Origin of the sequence: Prosthecobacter sp. (assembly GCF_029946185.1) — a bacterium.
In the GTDB taxonomy this organism is placed as follows: Bacteria; Verrucomicrobiota; Verrucomicrobiia; order Verrucomicrobiales; family Verrucomicrobiaceae; genus Prosthecobacter.
In genome coordinates this window covers 19,839-40,072 of sequence record NZ_JAQSEA010000139.1, presented here as the reverse complement: position 1 = coordinate 40,072, position 20,234 = coordinate 19,839, and the positions used below count along the sequence as shown (strand labels likewise).

At 59.8% G+C, this 20,234-nt stretch carries 12 protein-coding genes and 1 pseudogene; 3 read left to right on the top strand and 10 right to left on the bottom strand.

The window, feature by feature from the left end; genetic code table 11:
• Positions 1 to 188: 188 nt before the first annotated feature.
• Positions 189 to 569 carry an ApaG domain gene (locus tag PSV43_RS11765; protein ID WP_300197001.1) on the top strand — a complete coding sequence of 127 codons (381 nt, stop codon included), beginning with the start codon at positions 189 to 191 and terminating at the stop codon, positions 567 to 569.
• 141 nt (positions 570 to 710) lie between these two features.
• On the opposite strand, the gene PSV43_RS11760 is transcribed toward PSV43_RS11765, so the two are convergent.
• From PSV43_RS11760 to PSV43_RS11735, 6 genes are all read right to left on the bottom strand, one after another.
• On the bottom strand, positions 711 to 1,469 hold the full coding sequence (locus tag PSV43_RS11760) for a formylglycine-generating enzyme family protein (RefSeq protein WP_300196999.1): 759 nt from the start codon (positions 1,467 to 1,469) through the stop codon (positions 711 to 713).
• A gap of 3 nt (positions 1,470 to 1,472) precedes the next feature.
• Entirely contained in the window at positions 1,473 to 3,494 is a 2,022-nt protein-coding gene (locus PSV43_RS11755; protein ID WP_300196997.1) for a prolyl oligopeptidase family serine peptidase, read from the bottom strand.
• Between the two features lie 30 nt (positions 3,495 to 3,524).
• Positions 3,525 to 4,127 carry a hypothetical protein gene (locus PSV43_RS11750; RefSeq protein ID WP_300196995.1) on the bottom strand — a complete coding sequence of 201 codons (603 nt, stop codon included), beginning with the start codon at positions 4,125 to 4,127 and terminating at the stop codon, positions 3,525 to 3,527.
• Between the two features lie 162 nt (positions 4,128 to 4,289).
• A complete protein-coding gene (locus tag PSV43_RS11745) occupies positions 4,290 to 5,510 on the bottom strand; it encodes a nucleoside monophosphate kinase (RefSeq protein ID WP_300196993.1) in 1,221 nt (406 codons plus the stop codon).
• Between the two features lie 104 nt (positions 5,511 to 5,614).
• On the bottom strand, positions 5,615 to 6,259 hold the full coding sequence (locus tag PSV43_RS11740) for a transposase (RefSeq protein WP_300196991.1): 645 nt from the start codon (positions 6,257 to 6,259) through the stop codon (positions 5,615 to 5,617).
• A gap of 93 nt (positions 6,260 to 6,352) precedes the next feature.
• Positions 6,353 to 10,480: a PVC-type heme-binding CxxCH protein gene (locus PSV43_RS11735; RefSeq protein WP_300196989.1), complete on the bottom strand. Its 4,128-nt coding sequence runs from the start codon at positions 10,478 to 10,480 to the stop codon at positions 6,353 to 6,355.
• Between the two features lie 292 nt (positions 10,481 to 10,772).
• Between PSV43_RS11735 and PSV43_RS11730 the strand changes: the two genes are divergently transcribed.
• Complete coding sequence (locus tag PSV43_RS11730) at positions 10,773 to 11,606, top strand: AraC family transcriptional regulator (protein ID WP_300196987.1); 834 nt, start codon at positions 10,773 to 10,775, stop codon at positions 11,604 to 11,606.
• A gap of 35 nt (positions 11,607 to 11,641) precedes the next feature.
• Here PSV43_RS11730 and PSV43_RS11725 read toward each other — a convergent pair.
• The 4 genes and pseudogenes from PSV43_RS11725 to PSV43_RS11710 form a co-directional block, all read right to left on the bottom strand.
• Positions 11,642 to 14,323, bottom strand: a pseudogene (locus PSV43_RS11725) (phosphoenolpyruvate carboxylase).
• A 184-nt stretch (positions 14,324 to 14,507) separates the two neighbouring features.
• Complete coding sequence (locus PSV43_RS11720; protein WP_300196986.1) at positions 14,508 to 15,818, bottom strand: Gfo/Idh/MocA family oxidoreductase; 1,311 nt, start codon at positions 15,816 to 15,818, stop codon at positions 14,508 to 14,510.
• A gap of 151 nt (positions 15,819 to 15,969) precedes the next feature.
• A complete protein-coding gene (locus tag PSV43_RS11715; protein WP_300196985.1) occupies positions 15,970 to 17,259 on the bottom strand; it encodes a DUF1501 domain-containing protein in 1,290 nt (429 codons plus the stop codon).
• A gap of 20 nt (positions 17,260 to 17,279) precedes the next feature.
• On the bottom strand, positions 17,280 to 19,373 hold the full coding sequence (locus tag PSV43_RS11710; RefSeq protein WP_300196983.1) for a DUF1549 domain-containing protein: 2,094 nt from the start codon (positions 19,371 to 19,373) through the stop codon (positions 17,280 to 17,282).
• Positions 19,374 to 19,595: 222 nt separating this feature from the next.
• Here PSV43_RS11710 and PSV43_RS11705 point away from each other — a divergent pair, with 222 nt between their 5' ends.
• Positions 19,596 to 20,198 (top strand): hypothetical protein, encoded by a 603-nt coding sequence (locus tag PSV43_RS11705; protein WP_300196981.1) that lies wholly within the window; start codon positions 19,596 to 19,598, stop codon positions 20,196 to 20,198.
• Positions 20,199 to 20,234: the final 36 nt, after the last annotated feature.

The following is a 20,234-nucleotide window of genomic DNA, read 5'->3' as shown; positions in this document are numbered from 1 at the left end:
GCGGAGAAGGATGCCATCACAATGCCGCACACTCCTACCCGAGAAGCTACGCGGCGAGCATGCAGCCATCTTCGCCCGAAGATGGCGTAGGGTGTTGTAGCGCCGCCCAGCACCACACCCTCACCGTGGTGCACCGGATTTCGTAAACCCCGGCTTGTGGCATCCGGCGTATGAACTAAACTGCCACCATGAATTTCGATCCGTTGCCAGGACTCACGGTCACGGTGGACAGCATCGCCTACGATCCCACACGGCCTGCTCCGCCAGACCGGCCGCACCCATTTGTGTATCATCTTTCGATCCACAACGACTCACCCGACATTGTGCGCATTTTTGGCCGCAAATGGATCGTCCGTGACACGGACGGAGATACCATGGTCGTCGAAGGCGACGGCGTCGTCGGCCAGTTCCCCAATCTCTCGCCGGGGGAAACCTTCAGCTACAATTCGTATCACGTTGTTAAGACGGAGAGCACGGCCACGGGGTCGTTCTTTGGGACGACGCCGGATGGCCGGAGGGTGTGCACGAAGATTCCGCCGATTGAGATGCATCCGCCGATGATGGCGTGAGCCCAAGGAGTGGCACTTGCTAAGTGCCATGGAGCATATGTTGGGAAAGTGCACCCCCTCAATGCCACAACGGCCCGCCGAGGAGCTTTGAGAGCGTTGATTCCAAGCCGGGACTTGGCAAGTCCCGCTCCTTGGGGCACCTCACTCCTTCTCACACACAATCCGAAATCCGACGCTGTCGAGGTGCACATTGTACGGGTCCGGTCCACGAAACGAAGCTAGCAGGCGTTTCTCGCCGCCGGTGCGGAAGGCTCCGCCACGCACGATGCGCAACGTGTTGCTCGGCGGATCATACCAGCCATCGACCCATTCCCAGACGTTGCCGGGGAGGTCGTGGAGGCCATTGGCATCGGCGGGGTAGCTGCCGACGGGGGCGGTGTCGGGATGGCCGTCGTCCATCTCCAGCCATTTGGCGTCGTAGCTGTTGTGGTACTTTTTGCCAAAGGCTTCGTCGCAGAAGTTGCCGACGATTTTGGACAGCGGAGCTTTGCCCCAATGATGCACGCCTGTGCTGGGCGGTTGTTGATTTGGCGCGGTGTCGGGCTTCTCCTGCAAACCTGCGAGCACACTCCATTCCTGATCTGTGAGAAGGCGGTACTTGCGGCCTTCTTTCTTGCCGAGCCATTCGCAGAAGGCCTGCGCCTCCGCGAAACTGACATTGATCGCTGGATGCTCGGGCGTTTGCGGGAAGTCAGGCTTCTTCCATTCGATGTTCGTGGCGGTCGCGAAGGGTTGATAGTCCTTCACCCGCGTTTCATAGCGGCAGACTAGTGCGCCGATGCTGGCGACACGCACGAACGGCATCTCCAGGCTGTTGGAGAATGCCGTTTCGTTCTTGGCCGACTGCGCGCTGGCGCAATGAGCCAGCAGCAGAAAGAAGGCGGAAAGCGTGCGCTGCATGGCTTACTTCTTGGGAGCAGGGGCGGCTTTCCACTCCCAGCTCTCGCCGAAGAATCCCGCATCGCTGATGCCACCGGGGGCTTGGCTGGTGACAGGCTTGGTCAGGTCGATCACCGCCCAGTCGGGCAGCTTGGCCACCTGACGGGCGTTGTTGAGGTAATCGTATTCGCGATAGGTGAAGCCGCTGTTGATCACGACATACTTCGTGGGATTGAGCGGGTTCGGGTAGATGAGGACTGGAGCATTCGTGGCCGCATCGTAGGTCTTGCCATTGGCGACGAGCTTGTCCTTGGACCACTGGATCGGCAGCTTGTCGGCGATCTTGGCGAGGATGGCGTTGCTCTGGGGATCGCCCCACAGGACGAGGTTGTTGGCGGCGATGTCGGCGTCACTGATGGCGGTGTCGTCTTTGATGGGTGCATCGCCACGGAACTGGCGACGCCATTCGAACTGTGCGCGTTCGAGTTCCGCCTTGGCCCAGGCATCGACCTTCTCGCTAGCACCAGCCTTGGTGGGTTTCACGAAGAGGAACTTGTCCATGAAAGCGTCGTCGATCGGACCTTCGAGGCCGTGCTTTTTGATCAGCTTGCCCTCGCCTTCATTGTCGAGTGTCTGCGTCCATTTGCCGTTCTTCATCTGGAAATGGACCAGCCATGAGCGGTCCAGTTTCGGGCGGGTGACTTCGAGAAGCTGGCCATCGATGCTGACGACGGGCTTGTAGAGCAGGGGCATGGGGCAGGTGCCGGAAGGCATGTCGAGCGTGAAGGCGCTGATGTTCTGCAGCTTGATCGTGATCTCGGACGGACCGGTGATGCGGGCATGAATGCGACCGCGCACCCAATGCTCCTCAAGACTATCCACCGTGACCCAAAACATGTGGTTGTAGCGCAGGAACCAGGTGGAGAGATGTATCTCCTTCGGTGCGCGATTGCGCCCCATGGCGGCGATGCTGGCGAGACGCTTTTCGATTTCGATCAGCGAGTCAGGATGAATCTTGTGCGCGGTCTGCGGACCAATGATGTGCAGCAAATCCACGTTCTCGCCACGCAGCGCCTTTTCCATCATGTCGGCGGCTTGCTTCTGTTTGTCGATCTCGCCGCTGTAAGCCACGGTGGGGCAGTTTTCCAGGTTCAGGGCGTTGTCCGTGGCATTGTACCAGTGCCAGAGTTTCTGCTGATACCAAGGTGCGCCGCTGACATCTTCGTTCTGAAATCCGCCGAGGAATTCAGGCGTCTCAGAGAATCCTGCGCCTGGGCTGGCTGCGCACCATTTGTCGGCGTAATTCACCGCAAACTGCCATGCCGCCGCGCCGCCCATGCTGAAGCCGCGCACGATGATGCGGTCCTCATCAATGGCGTAAAATTTGGACGCGTGGTCGATGGCTTCGATGAGATCGATTTCACCCGCGAACTTGTTCGCGCAGCAGTAGCGGCCATAGGCGTGAAGGACGAGCGCGCCCTTCGGCGTGATCTGTCCGGTCTGTTTGCGCCGCTGATCGAGGAAGGCGAGTTCGCTGAGCGTCTCGCCACGGCCATGGCACCAGATGTCCATGCGAACGGGAGCGCCCACGTAGCTCTCAGGAATGACCAAGCCATACGGCTGCACGGAGCCGTCAATCTTGGAGCGGTAAGCGCGCACCACGAGGCCCTTCTGCTTCGTCCACGGTGCCTGACCCGCTTTGAACTGCTCGGCGCGTTGCTGCCCTTCGGCGAGGATTTCGTCCGCGCTCTTGAGTTCGCCCAGCTTGTGCACCTCGTTGTAGCGCAGCGCCCAATCGATGGCCTTGTGGTAGATCTCAATGTCGGGCAGCAGATCAGCCAGTTGGGGATTCTTCGCCTGCGCCTTGGCCGCTTCATCAATAGCATTGCGGAGTTTTTTCAGACCTTCCGTGAGGCGGGCACGATCCGCATCCGGCACGGCCACGCCCGGAGGCGGTACCGGGCGCACATCGGCGGCTTGATTGTCCTTGGGGCCGTCAGCTAAGGCGGCGCTGAGAGCGAGGAAGGGTAGGAGGATGCGCTTCATGGTTGGGGAAGAGAGAAATGGGGAAGGGGACTATTTCTTGCGCGTGCGTTTCGGTTTCGCGGCGGAGAGCAGCGGCACGTTGTGAAGTTCAAGGGGCGCGCTGGTGGCGCTGTCAAACTCAGCAGCGGCCTCGAGCCCGGCGCGTGCGATTTCCTCGGCGGTCTTGCACTTGTCATACGCGGCCTGCATGGCACCCAGCGCGTAGTCGCGACCCGAGCCTGCGGCCCAGAATTTGTGGAACTGCTGCGCGGAGCGGTAGGAGTAGATGGCGAAGATGCCGTGCGGATTTGCCAACAGGCCGTAGAACTGCGTGGTCTCGAATTCTTCGCCTTTATCTGGCGCGGCTGCCATGAAGTACTCGGCTTTCAGCCAGCCGTGGGAATATCGGAAGGTTTCAAAGATGGCCTCGCAGGAGGAGAAATCGCGCGGACGATCTGGATTGGAGAAGTAGCTGTTCATCACCACCAGACTCGCTGAGGTCCCGGTGAGACCGATGTAGGTGTCCGCGATTTTGGTGATCTTGGTCTTGTTGACAACGTGCTGCGCCTTCTGCCGCAATGAGCCGAGACAACTGAGCGTGTCAGCGCCGATGCAGGCGACGCCATTTTTTTGAGTGACAACGATGGTGGACATGAGGCGTGATGACTAGCGGCGGCGATGTGGCCGCGCAAGTGGCGTCGCGCAGGGGAGGGCGGCGGCTTTGAGTCATGCGCGTCAGGCATCGAAGCCTCTAATCTTCATTCGCGCTTGGTGGCTGGACACGCTTTCCAGAGCGAACTGAAGTTCACGACTACTTTACGCCATGAACTGTCCGCGCCGAATTTCGGAGCCTTTGAAGATGATGCGGAAGCGGAACACCTTTTTCTTGCGGCACTGAATCTTGCCGGTTTGCAGGTCAAAGCGGTCCGGGATCTCGATCCGATGGACGTCCGCCGTGGCATGGAAGCCGCGCTCGGAGAAGATGTCGATGAGCATCGCCAGTGCCTCGGCGCTATGGAAGAGATTGTCCTCGCTGTTAATGTCGGCACGGCCGGAGATGGCGTGGCGGACGACGATGGGCATCATCTTGTCCTGAATGAAGGTCACCACGGCCTGCATGAGTTCGGGCTTCTCCACCTTGTAGCTGTCCAAACGACGCACCAGATCCTGCCGTGCGTGGCGCACGATTTCGCTGGCCAGTGGCAGGTCGCGCAACTGGTCGAAGGTACGCGGATCGAGTTCGAGCGAGCTTTGGTATTCAAGCTCACGGATGATGTTGTCCTGCACCAGTTCCAGCGGTGCCTGCGCGTTGATGAAGTGATAATGGAAGATCTCCTTGAGCGAGACGAGTGCGTCGTAGGTTTTCTCTTTGAAGACTTTGTAGCGGTTGCGCGCCAGTACGGGATCAAAGTCGGTGGTACGTTCCTCCCAAAGGTCGCCGAGGCCGGAACTGCGTACTTCCTCATTGTGCTCCAGCACCTGGCGGCCGCGTTTAAGCTGACGGGCGATGCTTTCCGCCTCATCGACAAACAGCACCATGATGTGGAAGATGGGCTGCTTGAAATGCGCCGCGTCGGGTGTTTCCGAAAAATCACGGCGTAGGCTTATCATTTCATCAAACAGCATTTTCAGACACTCCACCTGCACCTTCGTGCGCGGGAAGCCGTCTAAGATGGCACCGTTTTGCTGCTCAGGTTCGAGCAGTTTGCGGATCAGAATACCCACCACCTCGCGGTCGCCCACCATGCCGCCTTGAGATTTGAGCTTTTGTGCTTCCGGGCTGTCGAGCAGCGCACTAACCACAATCGGCTGAGCGGTGATGCCGCGCACCTCGCGGATGAAGTCGGTGTTGGTGCCTTTGCCCGCTCCCGGTGCGCCGCCGAGAAGGATCAGCTCCTTGGGAAAGCGTAGCTTTTCGCGGCCATAGTCCTCGACGAGCTGCTTCCAGACGTGGTTAAAGATGAGCTGGGCATCTTTGATTTCCAGATCTGCCGGTGCGGCAGGTTTGGGGGCGGGCTCGTTGGTTGCGGTTGGCATGGGTGCGCTTATCCCAAGGAGAGGGACTTGCCAAGTCCTGGTTGGGAAGTTTGAGAGGGCTTTTCTAAAACGCCAGGTCGGGACTTGGCAAGTCCCGCTCCTTGTTACGCAACCGCCTTGGCTAGTTCGCTTTCCCAGAGGGTGAAGTCACTTTCTATCAGGTGGGCTTTGGTGGGATTGCGCCGGAAGTAGCGGATGACGTTTCTCAGGTGGTCGCCATCGCGGATGAGGCGGTCGAAGTAATCGTGCTTCCAAAACTGGCCTTGAACGCCGAGTGTTTCGTTGATGACACCCGCCGTCCGACGCTTCCATGTGTAGAGCACTTTCTCCAGAAGCCAGTCAGGATGCAGTACGACAAGCGCGTGCACATGATTGGGCATGATGACGTAGGATAACAACTCATAGCGCTGGTCATGGAAGAAATTCAGCGATTCCTTGACGACTCCTCGCAGAGTTGACTGGCGCAAGAAACAGGAGCCGTGGCCATCATCCAACCACTGATCGACACGAGCGGAGAACAGACGGTGATATTCGGCTTCATCCTCAGGTGAAAGCGGGGGCGGGTGGTGCAACCGCCAGCGCTCTCGCTCGGAGTCGAGTTCTCTGAGCATTTCCGCAGGCAGTGAATCGGCCATGCGAAAGGTGATGAAGTAAGTGGCTCCCGGCTGCTGCCAGTGTGGCAGGTTGTGTCGCGTGATACGAATGTCTTCGAACGGATTGAAGAACTTCATTCGAGCGGGGGGCGTCAAGGAGCGGGACTTGCCAAGTCCCGGCTTGATGTTTGGAATGTTTGGGTGAAAGCGGGGCACTACGCGGCACTTAGCAAGTGCCGCTCCTTGGAGTTAGCCTTTCAGCGTCATCAGGTAGGCGAGGAGATCGGCGACTTGCTGGTCTTGCAGGGCATCGATAAGGCCTTCGGGCATGAGGGAGCGGCGGATGAACTTGGTGCTGCGGATGTCCTTCTTTTCGAGGCGGCGATCCTGCAGGCCGGGCTGGCGGATGATGGTGGCAGTTTTGTCTTCGCTGACGAAGAAGGCATCGATGAGATCGCCGTTTTTCATTTCCACACGGTAGATGCGGTAGCCGGGCTCCATGGCGGCATTGGGGGTGAGGATGTTGCGCAGCACGGCCTCCAGGCCCATGGCACCGGCACCGCTGAGGTTCGGGCCGATCTGGCCGCCCGCGTTGCCGATCTGATGGCAGGCCATGCAGAGAGCGCTGAGGACTTTGCCGTTGGCTGCATTGCCCTTCGGCGCGAGTGCGGTGAATTGGGCGAACTTGGTGTCGAGAGCCTTGGCCTGCTCTTCGGTGAGCAGCGGTGGAGTGTCGATGGTTTTGGCGATGCGGGCACCTTTATCGAATTTCGAGGCTGCCGTGATGAGGGAGGGATGAGATGCGAGGCTGCGATCAAAGTTTGCCCGGATCTCGGCTGCGGTGCGGGCTGAATTCCATACGCGGAATTCGGTGATGGCTCCTTCGGTGCCTTGCTTCGGACCACTCCAACCGATTTTGCAGTTCTCCCACTTGGCCGGTGCTGGCTTGGTGCCAGTGGCATCCAGTTCACCGTTTTGGTAGATGCGGAGGATGTTCTTGTCATCGCGTGTGACGGCGAGGTGCGTCCAGAGGTCAGGCGTCATGGGTTTGGTGGCCACGCAGACGTCTTTCAATTCGGAGCCGGCATACACGCGGAACTTGGAGCCGAAGAAATTCATATCGACACCGCCGGGCGTGCCGAGGAGACCGTCGGTATTGCTGATGCCTTCGGCGAGGCGCACCCAGGCCTCGATGGTGAAGGGGCCGTCGAGGGTGATCTTGGAATCGACCATGGCGGTGTCCTCGCCATCGAGCAGCAAGACTTCGCGGAAGATGCCGCCGAGTTGCTGCTGGAGCTTTGCGAGTGCCGGATCATTGCCGAGTACGGTGGCGAGTCGCTCGACCGTGGGACCATCGAGATCGGCCTGCGGCAGGGTTTTGTCGAGCAAGGCGGTAACGATGGTCTGCGCGCCTGCTTTGGTGCTGGCGAGAGTGGTGAGCGCGGCTTTGCGCTGCGAGGGCTGAAGCTCAGGATAAAGCGCGAGAAGTTTGGCTGCGGCATCCGGTGCGCGTGAGGCTGCGAGGGCTTCGAGCGCGGCTTCGCGGGTGAGGGGATCAGGATCGGATTTGGCGAGCGACGCGAAGAGACTGGCCGCGTCGCTGCGAAGATCGCGCAGGGTGTTGAGAACCAAGGATCGGGAGTTGCCAACTCCCGTCGGGACTGGGCCAGTCCCGCTCCTTGTTAGAAGCGCGACGAGATCTGCTTCGAGTGCGGTGAGCTGAAACCCACCGATAAGTGATAGAGCCAGGTGGCGGACTGGGGCATCGCTGCTTTGCAGCATGTCGCGAGCTGTTTCCGTGAGCAGCGGCGCGATCTTGGCGGCATCGAGTTTGATGCGTTGAGCCAGCAGCTTTTCGGCGACACTCGTGCGTGATTTTTCATTGGTAAGCAGAGCCTTCAAAGCCGTGCCGACGCCGGGCTCGGCGGGGAACTGGGCGAGGCGGAGGAGTTCTTCATCATTCGGAGCGCGGTCGAGTTGAGGCAGCAGCTTGGCGACACGCGAGGCGCTGGCTTTGGAGTCGAGAGCGAGTGAGGCGAGCACGCGGGCTTCGATGGGGAGCTTGGCGGCAGCGTCGGAGTCGAGGAACTTGGTGACGAGATCGGGATGACGCTCCAAGAACATGCGGACGAGGAAGCGCTCAAACTCACGGTCGTAGGCTTCGCGCACGGGGATTTGTTTTGCGCCGCGTGAGCTTTGGCCAAGTGGGCCGGGGAGGGAGGGCTTGGCGAAGGCGAGCAGATCGGCGATGTTATGGTCGGTCAGGCTGCGACCGATGGCGCGCAGCGGAATGCTTTCGCGGGGATAGGCGTACTCAGACGTGGCCCAGTGGCTCGTTGCTAGCTGATGTCTATCGCTGAGCGTTTGCCAGGCTATTTGAGTTTTGCCGAGGGGGGCATCTTTGAGCGAAGCATTGAGTTCTTCGTTGGTGAGTTTGGTGAAATCGGGGATGGTGGAAACGAACTTGGAAGCCTTTTTTACAGGCTTCACGCGCCAGATTCTCCCCCGCGTCTTGTCGCGGTCAGGATGTGCGCGAGGGACTTCGTTGTGTGAGATGATCTTGTTGTACCAATCGACGATGTAGATGCAGCCATCGGGGCCGTTGGTGAGGCCGACGGGGCGGAAGAATGGATCGTCGCTGGTGATGAGGTCGGTGAGTTGTTCGAGCTTCCAATAGGCACCGTCGCGCTGCATGCCGAGGGTTTGAACCTTTGAGGTGATGGGGTTGGCGACGGCCATGGTGTGCGCGTTCTTTTTGTCGCGCAGTGCGCCGTCTTCGATCAAGGCAAGGCCGCTCAAGCCGGTGCCTCCCATGCGGAACTCGGTGGCGGGTGGGAAGTCGGGCTGATAGCTCTTCTTGAGCGCCTCCATGCCGCCGGGGTAGTAGGCGTATTCGTGGAAGGGCATGATGGGGTAGCCGTAGTCGTTGGCTTCCTGGATGAAGGTCTCGCCTTCGCCGGTGATGACGAGGCCCCAGATGTTGTTGGGGCCGATGCTGGTCATTTCAAATTCGCTGCCATCGGGGCGCATGCGTGCCATGCCGCACTTCGGGTAGTCGACCACGACATCGCTGCCTGGCTTGTGGACTTTGCTGTTGTTGAAGAGGCCCTGCGCCATCCAGATCCAGCCGCCGGGTGCACGAGTGAACTGATGCGGAAATAGATGCGAGTCTTGCACGCCGAAGCCGGTGAGGATGACTTCGCGCTGGTCGGATTTGCCATCGCCATCGGTGTCTTTGAGCAGGAGCAGATCGTGACCGTGGAGCGCGTAGCAGGAGTCGCCATTGCCCCAGGGGAGGATGCCGAGCGGGATGGCGAGGCCGTCCGCATAGACGGTGGGGTTGGTGAGTCCACCCGCGGGAATCGGCCCATTCACCGACTCCCGCGGATAGACGAGCACTTTGTCTTTGCCCCGGGTCGCATACACGGCCTCCGCAGCGGCGGGGTTTTCGTTTGAATCGACGGGATACTCCAGCGCGGTCTGGGTCCACATGCGGCCGCGTTGATCAAAGTAAACGCTGACGAATTTGCCGAGGCCCTCGCTTTCCTGCACGACGAGTTCGACTTCGTAGCCAGGGGCGACGTGGAACTTTTTCAATTCCTCCTGCGCAGTCAGCGGGGTGCCTTGCACGTTGTTGTAGCTGATGTCGCGCTTCGGTTTCGCGGCATCGGCCTGCAGTTTTGGCGGCGGGGCGACGAGTTTGCGTGCGGCATCGACACCGCCGAGCGATTCCCAGGTGGGTGCTCCGGGTGTGGCGGGGAGTTCTTCGATCGTCACGTCTTTGACCTGCACGAGGCAGACGCCACCGCTGTGAACTTGCGGGCCGAGGAGGCCATCGAGCGCGATGTTCTTGTCGGTCTCGGTGTAGTCCATGCAAAGTACACCATTGATCCAGGTCTGAATGCGCGGGCCTTCGGCGCGGATGCGGTATTCGTTCCAACCGAAGACATCGACGGCCTTGTCGAGAGCGGCTTGCTGTTCTGGGGTAGGGGCCCAGATGACTTTGTTGCGGCGGAACTCGTCATAGATTTTGCCAAACCAGCCTGCACCGCAATCGACCTGATAGCCGGTCATGTGAGCGCCTCCGGGAACGCGCAGGCTGCGAATCTGGATGCCGCTGTTGATCAGGCCGGTCTTTGGATCGCCGCTGACTTTGATCTTGAGCTTGAGGTCGAAGTTTTGGTAACTCTTCTTGGTGCAGATGAAGTGGTTTTCCTTGATCTTCTCCGTGGTGGAACCGCCGGTGATCATGCCGTCTTCCACATGCCAGATCTTGGGATCGAAGTCCCAGCCTTCGAGGGTTTTGCCATCGAAGAGGGAAACCGGCTCCGCGTGGAGAGCGGTGCTGAGGAGGAGCAGAGAGAGAAAGTGCTTCATGGGTTGGAATAACGGACTCGTTAAGCGCAGGCTAGCAGGATGACATGCACGGTGTCATGCCTGAAATGCACTTCGGAAAAGGTCAAAGCGTCAAGGTTGGTGCAGTGCGCCGTCAATTACGGTCAATAGTGGAGATCCAAAGACGGCAGGCCATGCTCGCAGCGACGCTGGCACTCAAGGAGCGGGACTTGCCAAGTCCCGGCCTGGACTCATGCCGTGTGATTCTCCACAGGCTGGCACTTGGCAAGTCCCGCTCCTTGCCAATCCGGCCTGGCACGCTGTACATCCTTGTATGACCCACGACCTTATCGAAACCACGCTCGACGGCCCGCGCACACGGCGCTGGGTGGTGGAGGCGCGGGAGTGTGTGGAGATGACGACGCACCGGATCGCGCGCTTTGGCATGGATGAGGCGCTGCCGCCCTACCGGCGGGTGCGCATGAGTCCTGAGGGGAGTTTTGTGCTGGCCTGTGTGAGTGGAGAGGGATCGATCTTGCTCGATGGTCGCTGGCAGAAGGTGAAGCCGGGCATGGTGTGCCTAGCACCGCCCCGGGTGCTGAATGCGTTTGAGGCCAAGGGAAGCGAACGCTGGTGCTTTGCGTGGGTGCGGTATGACGAGCCTAGTTTTGTCACGCCGGTGGTGGGTGCAGCATCGCCGGTGATGCCGACGGCGCATGCGGATGAAATTGCGCGGATCATCCATGGAGTACGGACTGAGTGGGAGGGCGAGCGTGAGCCGCGTCTACTGCATCATTGGCTTGAGCTGCTGCATGGGACGATCCGCCGCATTGCCCAGCCATGGCGCAGCCGCGAACCACGGGTGGCGAAGCTGTGGGCAGATGTGGAGCAGGATCTGATGCGGGACTGGACGCTGGCCGAGCTGGCGCATCGCAGCCATTGCAGTCCGGAGCATCTGCGGCGGCTGTGCATGAAGGAGCTGGGGCGCAGCCCGATGCAGCACCTAACCTGTTTGCGCATGGAGCAGGCTCGGCGTTTTCTTGAAGCTGGGAACGACAAGCTGGAAGTCGTGGCCGCGAATGTGGGCTATGCGAATGCGGCGATCTTCTCGCGAGTGTTCAGGCGCTGGGTCGGCGTGGCACCGGGCGAGTATCGAGGGAGGGCGTGATTGCGAGATTGAGATGACGCTCTCGCGTGTTTGTGTTAACCCGTGGTGCGCAGGCCGGAGGCGATGGCGTTGATGGAGATGAGGAGGTCTGTGACCATGGCGTCGGCGGCCTCTGTCTTCTCGGCGGCCACGAGAGAGCGCCATTCGCGCAGCAGGGCGATCTGCTGATCGTGCAGCACCTTGAGCGGCTCTTCACGAATGTTCAGCGTGTAGGCAAGACGCGGGCGGCGTCCTTCGAAGGTGCCTTGGAAGAGGTCGTCGATTATACTGCGGGTGGCTTCGTATTCGGTGAGAATTGTATTGAGGAAGCGGTCACGCACGGCGGTTTCCTCCACCAGATCGGCATAGGCGCGCATGAGGTCGGTGTTGGCACTGACGAGGGAGCTTTCGATGTTGGTGAGGACGTAGCGAAGGAAGGCGGAGCCGGGAATGGCTGCGGCCAGGGCGGCGTAGCTCTTGGGATCTTCATTTTTGAGCTTGGTCAGGGCGCTGCCGGCACCGAACCAGCCGGGGAGGTAGAAGCGTGACTGCGTCCATGAAAAGACCCAGGGAATGGCGCGCAGATCATCCAGCGAAGCCTGGCCGGTGCGGCGGGCGGGGCGGGAGCCGATGCGGGAGTTTTCCAGCGCATCGATCGGCGTGGCCTGACGATAGAACTTCATGAAGTCCGGTGCGTGTAAGAAGGCGCGATACGCATCCCGGCTGTCGGCGGCGAGTTTGTCAAACAGCGGTTCAAGCTCCGGTGGGGCGCTGGATTCAGTGCAGCGATGCCGCGCGGTTGCTGCCGTGGCAGAAGCCATAAGCAGTTCGGCATTGTAAACGGCGGAGCCAATGTGCGCGTATTTTTGCGCGATGGTTTCGCCCTGCTCAGTCATGCGCATGCCGCCGCTGAGGGAGCCGTGTGGCAGTGCCTCCATGAACCAATGCGTGGGGCCCGCGCCGCGTCCGACGGTGCCGCCACGGCCATGGAAGAAAATAGGGCGAACGCCATGCCGATGGATCGTGGTGGAAAGCTCGCGCTGCGCACGATGCAGGGCGCACTGGCTGGCGACGATGCCGCAGTCTTTGTTGGAGTCGGAGTAGCCGACCATCATCTGAAACACGGGCGTACCGCCCTTGCTCTGTGTGAGGAGGCTGCGCTTGGCGACGGGGTGAGAGAGGAAGGCTTCGACGATGCCGGGGCCGGATTCGAGATCGCCCATGGTTTCAAACAAGGGCACGACGGGCAGGGGGCAGATGAGGCCTTCATCACTCCAGGTCATGAGTCCGGCCTCACGGGCAAGAATGAAGACGACGAGCATGTCTTCGACGCAGCGGGTCATCGAGATGATGAGAGAGCCGAGGCCGGCATTGCCGAACTTGGCGCGGTGGTCTGCCAGGACGCGGTAACAATCCAGCACGGTGTCGGCTTCAGGTCCGGCGGAAATGCCGGGAGAGAGGAAGGGCCGGGGAGAGGCGAGTTCGCGGTCCAGTAGTTCACGCTTTTTCTCGATGCTCCAGTCGATGAAGGAACCGCCGTCAAGCAAGCCAGCGGCACGCAGGAGTTGATCGAGTGCCTTCTCATGGAAGGCTGAATTTTGCCGCACATCGAGCAAGGCGGAGTGGAAACCGAAGGCGGTGAGATTGCGGCGCAACGGGACAATCTGCTCTTCGACGATCGCCTTTGAGCCGACATCAAGCAAGGTTTGCGCGAGCACATCAATGTCCGCATGCAACTCCTCCGGCTGCACATACGCGACAGGCGAAGAAGGCTTCTCAATGGCAAGAACAACCTTCGCGCGCATCAGGTAAACGGCGGCACGCCACGGCTCCTCTTTGTTGCGCTCCAAGATGTTGGCGAGATCGACGCCCGGCTCTGTCTGGAGCTGCGCAGTGAGGGTCGCGATGAGCTCCGTGAGCTGCGGCGGCATGATCTGGAACAACGAGCTGAGTGGCAGATGGAAGGCGAGAGCCTCCAGCCCGCGGCGCTGCACCCGCAGCGCATTTTTGCGCATGACCTGCTAGGCATGACGCGTGACATCCGCTGTCACAAACGGATGGCCGTCGCGGTCTCCACCGATCCAGGAGCCGAAGCGAATCAGCGGGGGCAGGGAGTCGATCTCCGCTACGTCATATCCGGCGGCCTGCCAGGCTTCGCGCAGGTGAACGTGCGCACGGGTGAGGGCCTCGGGAAACACATCGCGCAGATAGTGCAGCGCGTTTTGCAGCTCGGCCTCGATGCTCGGGCGCGTGACGTGGATTTCGCCGGTGCGCCAGAGGTTTTCGAGCTGGGTCTGCAGCTGGCTTTGCAGGCGGGCCTGCTCACGCGGCGTGTAGGCTGGGTTCTCATGACGGTTCATGAGGCTGTAGATTTCACGATGCAGCTCACGCACGGTCTCGCGTTTGGCCTCGGTGGGGTGCGCTGTGAGCACGGGCTCCACGCAGACATCGCGCAGAGCGGCGAGGATCTCGGACTCGCTGAGGCCGAGGGTTTGCAGTTGCTTCAAATTGTCCGCCCACAGACCCTTTTCAGCCTCGGGTCCGCTCTTTTTCTCACGCAGCCGACGGATCTGCGAAGCAGCGCGCTCCTCGACGACATTGAGAAGCTGGAACGCGATGGAATAGGCCTGACCGAGGGAGCGATTCGTTTTTTGCGGCACCCCGCTGCCGATCCATGGCAGGCTGGCGGCCAGCTCCGGCTCTCCCAGTTGCTTCAAAACGGCGGAGAAAGCCTCCATGAGATAGCGCAGGTCGTCTTCGAGAAGTTGAAAGCCGTGGCTGCGGAGGTTTTGCGGGGGGGATTCGGACATGGCTGGGTGGTGCTTGGGAATCAAAGCAGGAAGGATGCCTGATTCGCCATCAGCTGTGTCGAAAGCCGAAGGAAAAGGCAAGATCAAGCGGCAATCGCTGGAATGTCGGCTTTTAGACCGGATAAACCCAGGGCTTCCGATACTCGCGCTGCATGAGCTTGCTGGCCTCCGGATCACCGATGATGAGCTCCTTCTCCGGGTCCCACTGGATGCTACGGCCGGCTTTGTAGCTGAGCATGCCAAGCAGCGGGAGGCAGGTGGAGCGGTGAGCGCTTTCGACGTCCGCGATGGGTGTCTTTTTCTTCTCGATGGCGTCGATGAAGTCGGCCCAGAGCAGGGCGATGTTGTGGCCGTCGGGCTCTTGAAGCTGGTGGTTGCCGTGTTTCTCGCCGTCTTTGGTGTTTACCGGGTAGAAGGTCCAGCCATCGCGCCAGCCGATGTGGAGCACGCCTTTTTCACCGTAGAAGTAACAGCCGATCTTGTGCTTCTCGTTGTTGTTGTCGGCAAACTTGCGGTGTTCCCATACAGCGGTGAACTGCTCAAACTCGAACGTGGCCACCTGATGGTCCGGCGCGTCGGTGGTTTGCTCCTTGTCATTGAGCACGACAGGGCCGGCGATGGGGCGCCCGCCAGTGCAGAAGATTTTCTTGGGTCCTTTCTCGCCGCTCCAGAGCATGATTTGGTCCAGCCAATGCACGCCCCAGTCGGCCATGGTGCCGTTGGCGTAGTCGAGAAAGTGACGCCAGCCGCCGGGGTGGAGTTTGGAGTTGAAAGGGCGTAGCGGGGCAGGGCCGCACCACATGTCCCAGTCCATGCCCTCAGGCACCTGGCTGTTCGGCTTGGGCTGCTCAGGGCCACCCTTGTTAATGGCAAAGGCGCGCACCATGCCGACCTTGCCCACGGCACCGGACTTGAGGAAATTCATCGCCTCGACGTGATGCGGGCCAATGCGGCGGTGCAGGCCCACCTGTACGACAACTCCCGCTTCGCGCGCGGCTTTCACCATCGCTTTGCTTTCGTTGATGGTGTGCCCCGTGGGCTTCTCCACATAGATATGAGCGCCCGCTTTGCACGCAGCGATGGTTTGCAGCGCATGCCAGTGGTCCGGCGTGGCGATGATGACGATCTCCGGCTTCTCTTTGTCCAGCAGTTCGCGATAGTCTTTGTAGAGCTTCGGGTCGTCGCCGGAGATGCCGTTGATGGTGTCGCCAGCATTGGAGGCCACGTCTTCATGCACATCACACAAAGCGCAGACCTTGATGCGACCGGAGGCCAGCGCCTCCTTCAAGATGTTCATCCCCCACCAGCCTGAGCCGATCAAGGCCGTGCGGTACTTCTTGGCCGGATCAGCCCCGAAGATGTGATATGACGAAGCGGCAAATGCGGCGGTGCTGGTGGAAATGAAATGGCGGCGGGAAGTCATGGATGGCGGCGATGAAAGCATGCGTGTCCAGAATACGCCAGCCGTTGGAGAGGCTTGCGAAGGAAAGTACTGGTGAGCTTTAGCTCGCTCTGGAAAGAGCGTCACGTTTTCCCAGAGCGAGCTAAAGCTCTTGAGTACTTTCTTCCGGAGCCTACGCAAACACCTCCATCACCGCCTTGCCCTTGTCACCCACTGTAAACGGTCGGTTGCTGGGGGACATGACGACTTCGTCAATCGGCAGCCCGAGACTCCACCCGATGGTGGAAAGGAAATCCTGCGGGCTGACCTGCTTGTCGGCCACTGCCATGCCTTCCTTGTCACTGGAGCCGTGGATGTAGCCGCCCTTGATTCCGCCACCTGCGAGCAGGGTGGAGAAGACTTTGGGATGGTGGTCGCGTCCACCGTTGCCGTTGAGCTTGGGACCACGGCCAAATTCGGAGCAGAGCACTACGAGCGTGCTTTCCAGCAGGCCGCGTTCCTTGAGATCTTCGAGCAAAGCGGAGAGCGCCACGTCGAGTTCGGTACCGTGTTCATCCAGGCCGTCGTCGATGTTGTTGTGCATGTCCCAGCCGCCTTTGGCCACTTCAATGTAGCGGATGCCTTTTTCCACGAGACGTCGTGCCAGCAGGCAGCCTTGGCCAAATTTGTTCTTGCCGTACTTCTCCTTCAGCGCCTCCGGTTCGTCATCGAGGTGGAAGGCTTCCAGGTCCGTGCTGGACATGATGCTGATCGTTTTGTCATAGAACTGCGAGTAGCTCTTCACTTCGGAAGTCTGAAAGCGGTCGCGGAATCCGGCGTCGAGCTGTTCGAGCATGGCTAGGCGCTTGGTCATCTGATCGGGGCTGGCTTCGCTCTTGGCGTATTGCAGGCCGACGTCCGGGTCGAGGATGGGCAGCGGTGAAAAGCTGGAGGGGAAGAAGCCATTCCCGTTCTGCGGCTGGCGGTTGACGCAGACGTTTGAGGGCAGCGTCTTGTGGCTGGAGCCGAGGAAGTGCTGCGCCCAAGCCCCGATATTCGGATGTCTGATGGTTCCGCGCTGTTCGTAGCCGTTGCGGATGACGTACTGCCCGGCGGCGTGCACCCCCGTTTTGGAAGTCATGCTGCGGATGATGCTGAACTTGTCCGCCTGCTTGGCGAGGTTCTCCATCGTGCCGCCCAATTGGAAATCCGCCTTGGTTTTGATCGGCGCTTTCGGGCCCTGCGTCGGACCCTCCTTGGGGTCCAGCGTGTCAATGTGCGTCATGCCGCCGATCATCTGGAGGAAGATGACATTCTTGGCCTTGCCAAAGCCGGGGCCAGAGGGCGCGCCGCTTTGGGCTGCCTCGGCTGCAAAGGCGCTGCCGCCGAGACCGTGCAGCACGGTGACGCCGAGAGCGGCACTGGCCCAGCGCTCGCAAAAAGCACGACGGGAGATGGGATCAAGCTGGTTGTGAAGAGTCATGTCAGTGAAGGGGTGTGTGATTATTCCACGAAGATGAATTCACGGGTGTTGAACAGCACCCAGGTCAGGTCACGCATGGTCATGCCGTTGTTGAGTCCCGCGATTGCATTAGCGCTTTCATCGGGCTTGGGTTTGCGGCTGAAGAAGCTGAGGTAGAGGCTGTCCACCTGCTGCTCCTGTGTTTTCTGCGCGCTAGCAGTTTTCACCACGAGTGAATCGTTCTGGCCGATGACACGCTGGGCCTCGCCATTCATGAGCATGAGCACCTGCGGAATGCTGCCCTCCTCGCTTTCGCTGTCGGCGATCTGGCGATCACTTTGCCCAAACATGCGCAGGAAATGCTGGTCTTTTTCTGGCTGTGGAAGCTCGGAGGCACGGGCCAGCACCAGCCCGTCGCGCACCGGCGGCGCGAGGGTAAGGTCTTCCTCATTGTCAGCGTTCTGTTTCATCATGCGCTTCTTCCTCGCATTTTTCTTGGGATTGCCATCTCCCTTGCCGCCGCCAAACTGGCGCATGCTCGCGATGGCGTTTTCGATCTGGCCTTTCACGACATCCGGGGAGGCATCCTGGCTGAAGTCGATGTTCATCGCCTTGGCGTAGGTTTCTCCGCGATGGCCTTTGAATTTGTCCACGTCGGCACCGACGACGAGCGTGGCGCAGGAGTCCCAGGCCTGTTCGGCAGTCATGCGGCGGAGAATCGGACCGGGGAAAAGGTAGGGTGTATTGTCCGCCAGTTCATGGCTGGTGGCCTCACGCTGGTAGGTCTGGGTATTGCACAGCACGCGCAGGAACTGCTTGAGGTCGAATTTGAAGCGCACCATTTCATGGGCGAGATGGTGCAACAGCGCCGGATTCACGCTGGCGTTCGGGTCATCGATATCAGAGACCGGTTCCTTCACGCCTACACCGAAAATGTGCTTCCACATGCGGTTGGCAATGGTCATGCCAAAGCGCGGATTGTCCGGCGAGGTCATCCATTTGGCAAATTGCTCGCGCAGTTGCTCATCATGCTTGGTGGTCTGCACGCCTTGATAGGCTTTCTTGGCTTTGTCATCGCTCCAAGTGATGAGCTTGGGGGTGACGAGATCCCCGGGCTTGGCATCCGGGTATTTGTAATCATCCGGCAGCTTCAAATCGTTCGTACTGGAGTCTTCGACCGCCAGTCCATTGACGCGCAGGACGTTCTTCGCCTGCTGTTGCATTCTTCTGTCATCCAGAGAGGCAATCAACTTGCGCATGCCCTGCATGCCACCACCTGCATTGCCTTTGGCACCGTAAGTCTCCGTGGCACCAAAAAAGGCCGCCATTTCATAGAACTGGCGCTGCGTCCAGTCAGCAAAGGGGTGGTCATGGCATTGCGCGCAGGAGACGTTGGCGCCGATGAAGGTGCTGAGCGTGAGGCTGAGATTGTCCAGCCGCATGCCAGCGTCACGCAGCAGGTAGCCGGTGGCACCATTTTCCAGCAGTTTGCCGTCCGCAGTCATCATGGAATGGACGACCTTGTCCCACGGCACATTCTCGGCGATCTGCCCTTTCAACCAGTCTTGGTAGGTGTAAAAGCGCGCCTTCTGGGCCACATCCGCCATGCGCAGCATGTCGGCAAAGTAGTTGAACAGATGGCTGCGGTAACCCTCGGAGTCCAGCAGCCGGTCGATCACTTTCGCACGTTTTGAAAGGCTGGTGTCATTGATGAATTCCAGCGCTTCCTCACGGGTGGGAATGCGGCCCGCGAGATCGAGAAAGACGCGGCGGACGAACTGTTCATCGGAAGCAAGCGGGTTGGGCTTCTGATCAGCTTTCTTCAGTCCGGCTTCGACCAACATGTCGATCTGCGCTGCGGCTTGGGCGAGATTGGGATCGGAGGGAATGCCGAGACCTTCGGGCTTGAGGGTCTTGGCAGCTTCCTGATCGACCGCTGAGAGTTTGTCCAATGAGAGTCGATAGACGTATCCATTGCGCACTTGGAGGAAGACATTGCCGTTTTCGATACCCCGGAAAGTCGCCTCCAGCTTTCGTCCTTGGGTGTCAGTCCAGGTGCGATAGACTTCATTGTCGGCCTGGAGGCCGGTGACGAGGAGAGCACTGGCAAGGAGGAGGCAGAGGTGCGTTTTCATGAGGGAATCGTCCGGTGGTCCGGGTCGATGGCGGGTTAAACGCAGGGGCCGAAAGGAAGTTTCAGATCTTTTCTGAATCCTTTAGCGGGGGAGGCAGAGAGCCGATGGCAAACTCCTGAAAATGCTGGCAGGATATGTGCGCGGGATAAAGAGATCACCCTTTGATCCCCGGAAAACTGGCCTATATCATTCCAGTCAGACATACCTCGCCAGTCAATACACATGAAATTTCGGACCGCCCCTTTTGCCGCCCTGTCTCTGATGTTGCTGCTCACCGGCTGCGAGACGCCCGCACAACGGGCGGAGAGAGCCCAGGAGGAGCGTTTCCTCCTCGTCAAGCGGCCTGCGATGGCCGAGAAAATCATTGAGGACGTGGTTAAACTGCCCGCAGAGAAGAAGCCCACCATGTGGGAAATCGCCCAGACCTTTCCCGCCTATGACTGGTCCATCAATGTCTTCCACCGTGATGGGCTGACCGAGGAAAAGGAAGACCACTTCCTGCTCAAAGGCGACAGATCCCAAACCCCTATCGAAATTAAGCAGATCGCCGAGGCCAAGCCCCTGAAGGTCCAGATGGCCATTGGCCCGATTGATGATGGCTTCGGCTTTCGGAAACCGAAACTCCACTACACCTTCACGCGGGTGGAAGGCGGCTGGAAGCGCGAGGCCTGGCATGTGAGCTGGCATGGAACCGCCTCCTCGAACGGCGAGGAAGTGCCGCCGCTGAGCGAGGAAGAAAACCGGGAGAAGATCGAAAAAATCACCGGCGAACCTTATGTGAATGAAGTCGAGGCAGCAGCAGCCATGACTACGGCGTCGTTGTGACGGAGCGGTCAAGGAATGGTCAAGAGGGTCAATGCT

What these genes read in the sequence shown, in the direction of transcription:
- PSV43_RS11765 (WP_300197001.1), top strand. Translation starts at nt 189, where the DNA reads ATGAATTTCGATCCGTTGCCAGGACTCACGGTCACGGTGGACAGCATC.
- PSV43_RS11760 (WP_300196999.1), bottom strand. Translation starts at nt 1,469, where the DNA reads ATGCAGCGCACGCTTTCCGCCTTCTTTCTGCTGCTGGCTCATTGCGCC.
- PSV43_RS11755 (WP_300196997.1), bottom strand. Translation starts at nt 3,494, where the DNA reads ATGAAGCGCATCCTCCTACCCTTCCTCGCTCTCAGCGCCGCCTTAGCT.
- PSV43_RS11750 (WP_300196995.1), bottom strand. Translation starts at nt 4,127, where the DNA reads ATGTCCACCATCGTTGTCACTCAAAAAAATGGCGTCGCCTGCATCGGC.
- PSV43_RS11745 (WP_300196993.1), bottom strand. Translation starts at nt 5,510, where the DNA reads ATGCCAACCGCAACCAACGAGCCCGCCCCCAAACCTGCCGCACCGGCA.
- PSV43_RS11735 (WP_300196989.1), bottom strand. Translation starts at nt 10,480, where the DNA reads ATGAAGCACTTTCTCTCTCTGCTCCTCCTCAGCACCGCTCTCCACGCG.
- PSV43_RS11730 (WP_300196987.1), top strand. Translation starts at nt 10,773, where the DNA reads ATGACCCACGACCTTATCGAAACCACGCTCGACGGCCCGCGCACACGG.
- PSV43_RS11720 (WP_300196986.1), bottom strand. Translation starts at nt 15,818, where the DNA reads ATGACTTCCCGCCGCCATTTCATTTCCACCAGCACCGCCGCATTTGCC.
- PSV43_RS11715 (WP_300196985.1), bottom strand. Translation starts at nt 17,259, where the DNA reads ATGACTCTTCACAACCAGCTTGATCCCATCTCCCGTCGTGCTTTTTGC.
- PSV43_RS11710 (WP_300196983.1), bottom strand. Translation starts at nt 19,373, where the DNA reads ATGAAAACGCACCTCTGCCTCCTCCTTGCCAGTGCTCTCCTCGTCACC.
- PSV43_RS11705 (WP_300196981.1), top strand. Translation starts at nt 19,596, where the DNA reads ATGAAATTTCGGACCGCCCCTTTTGCCGCCCTGTCTCTGATGTTGCTG.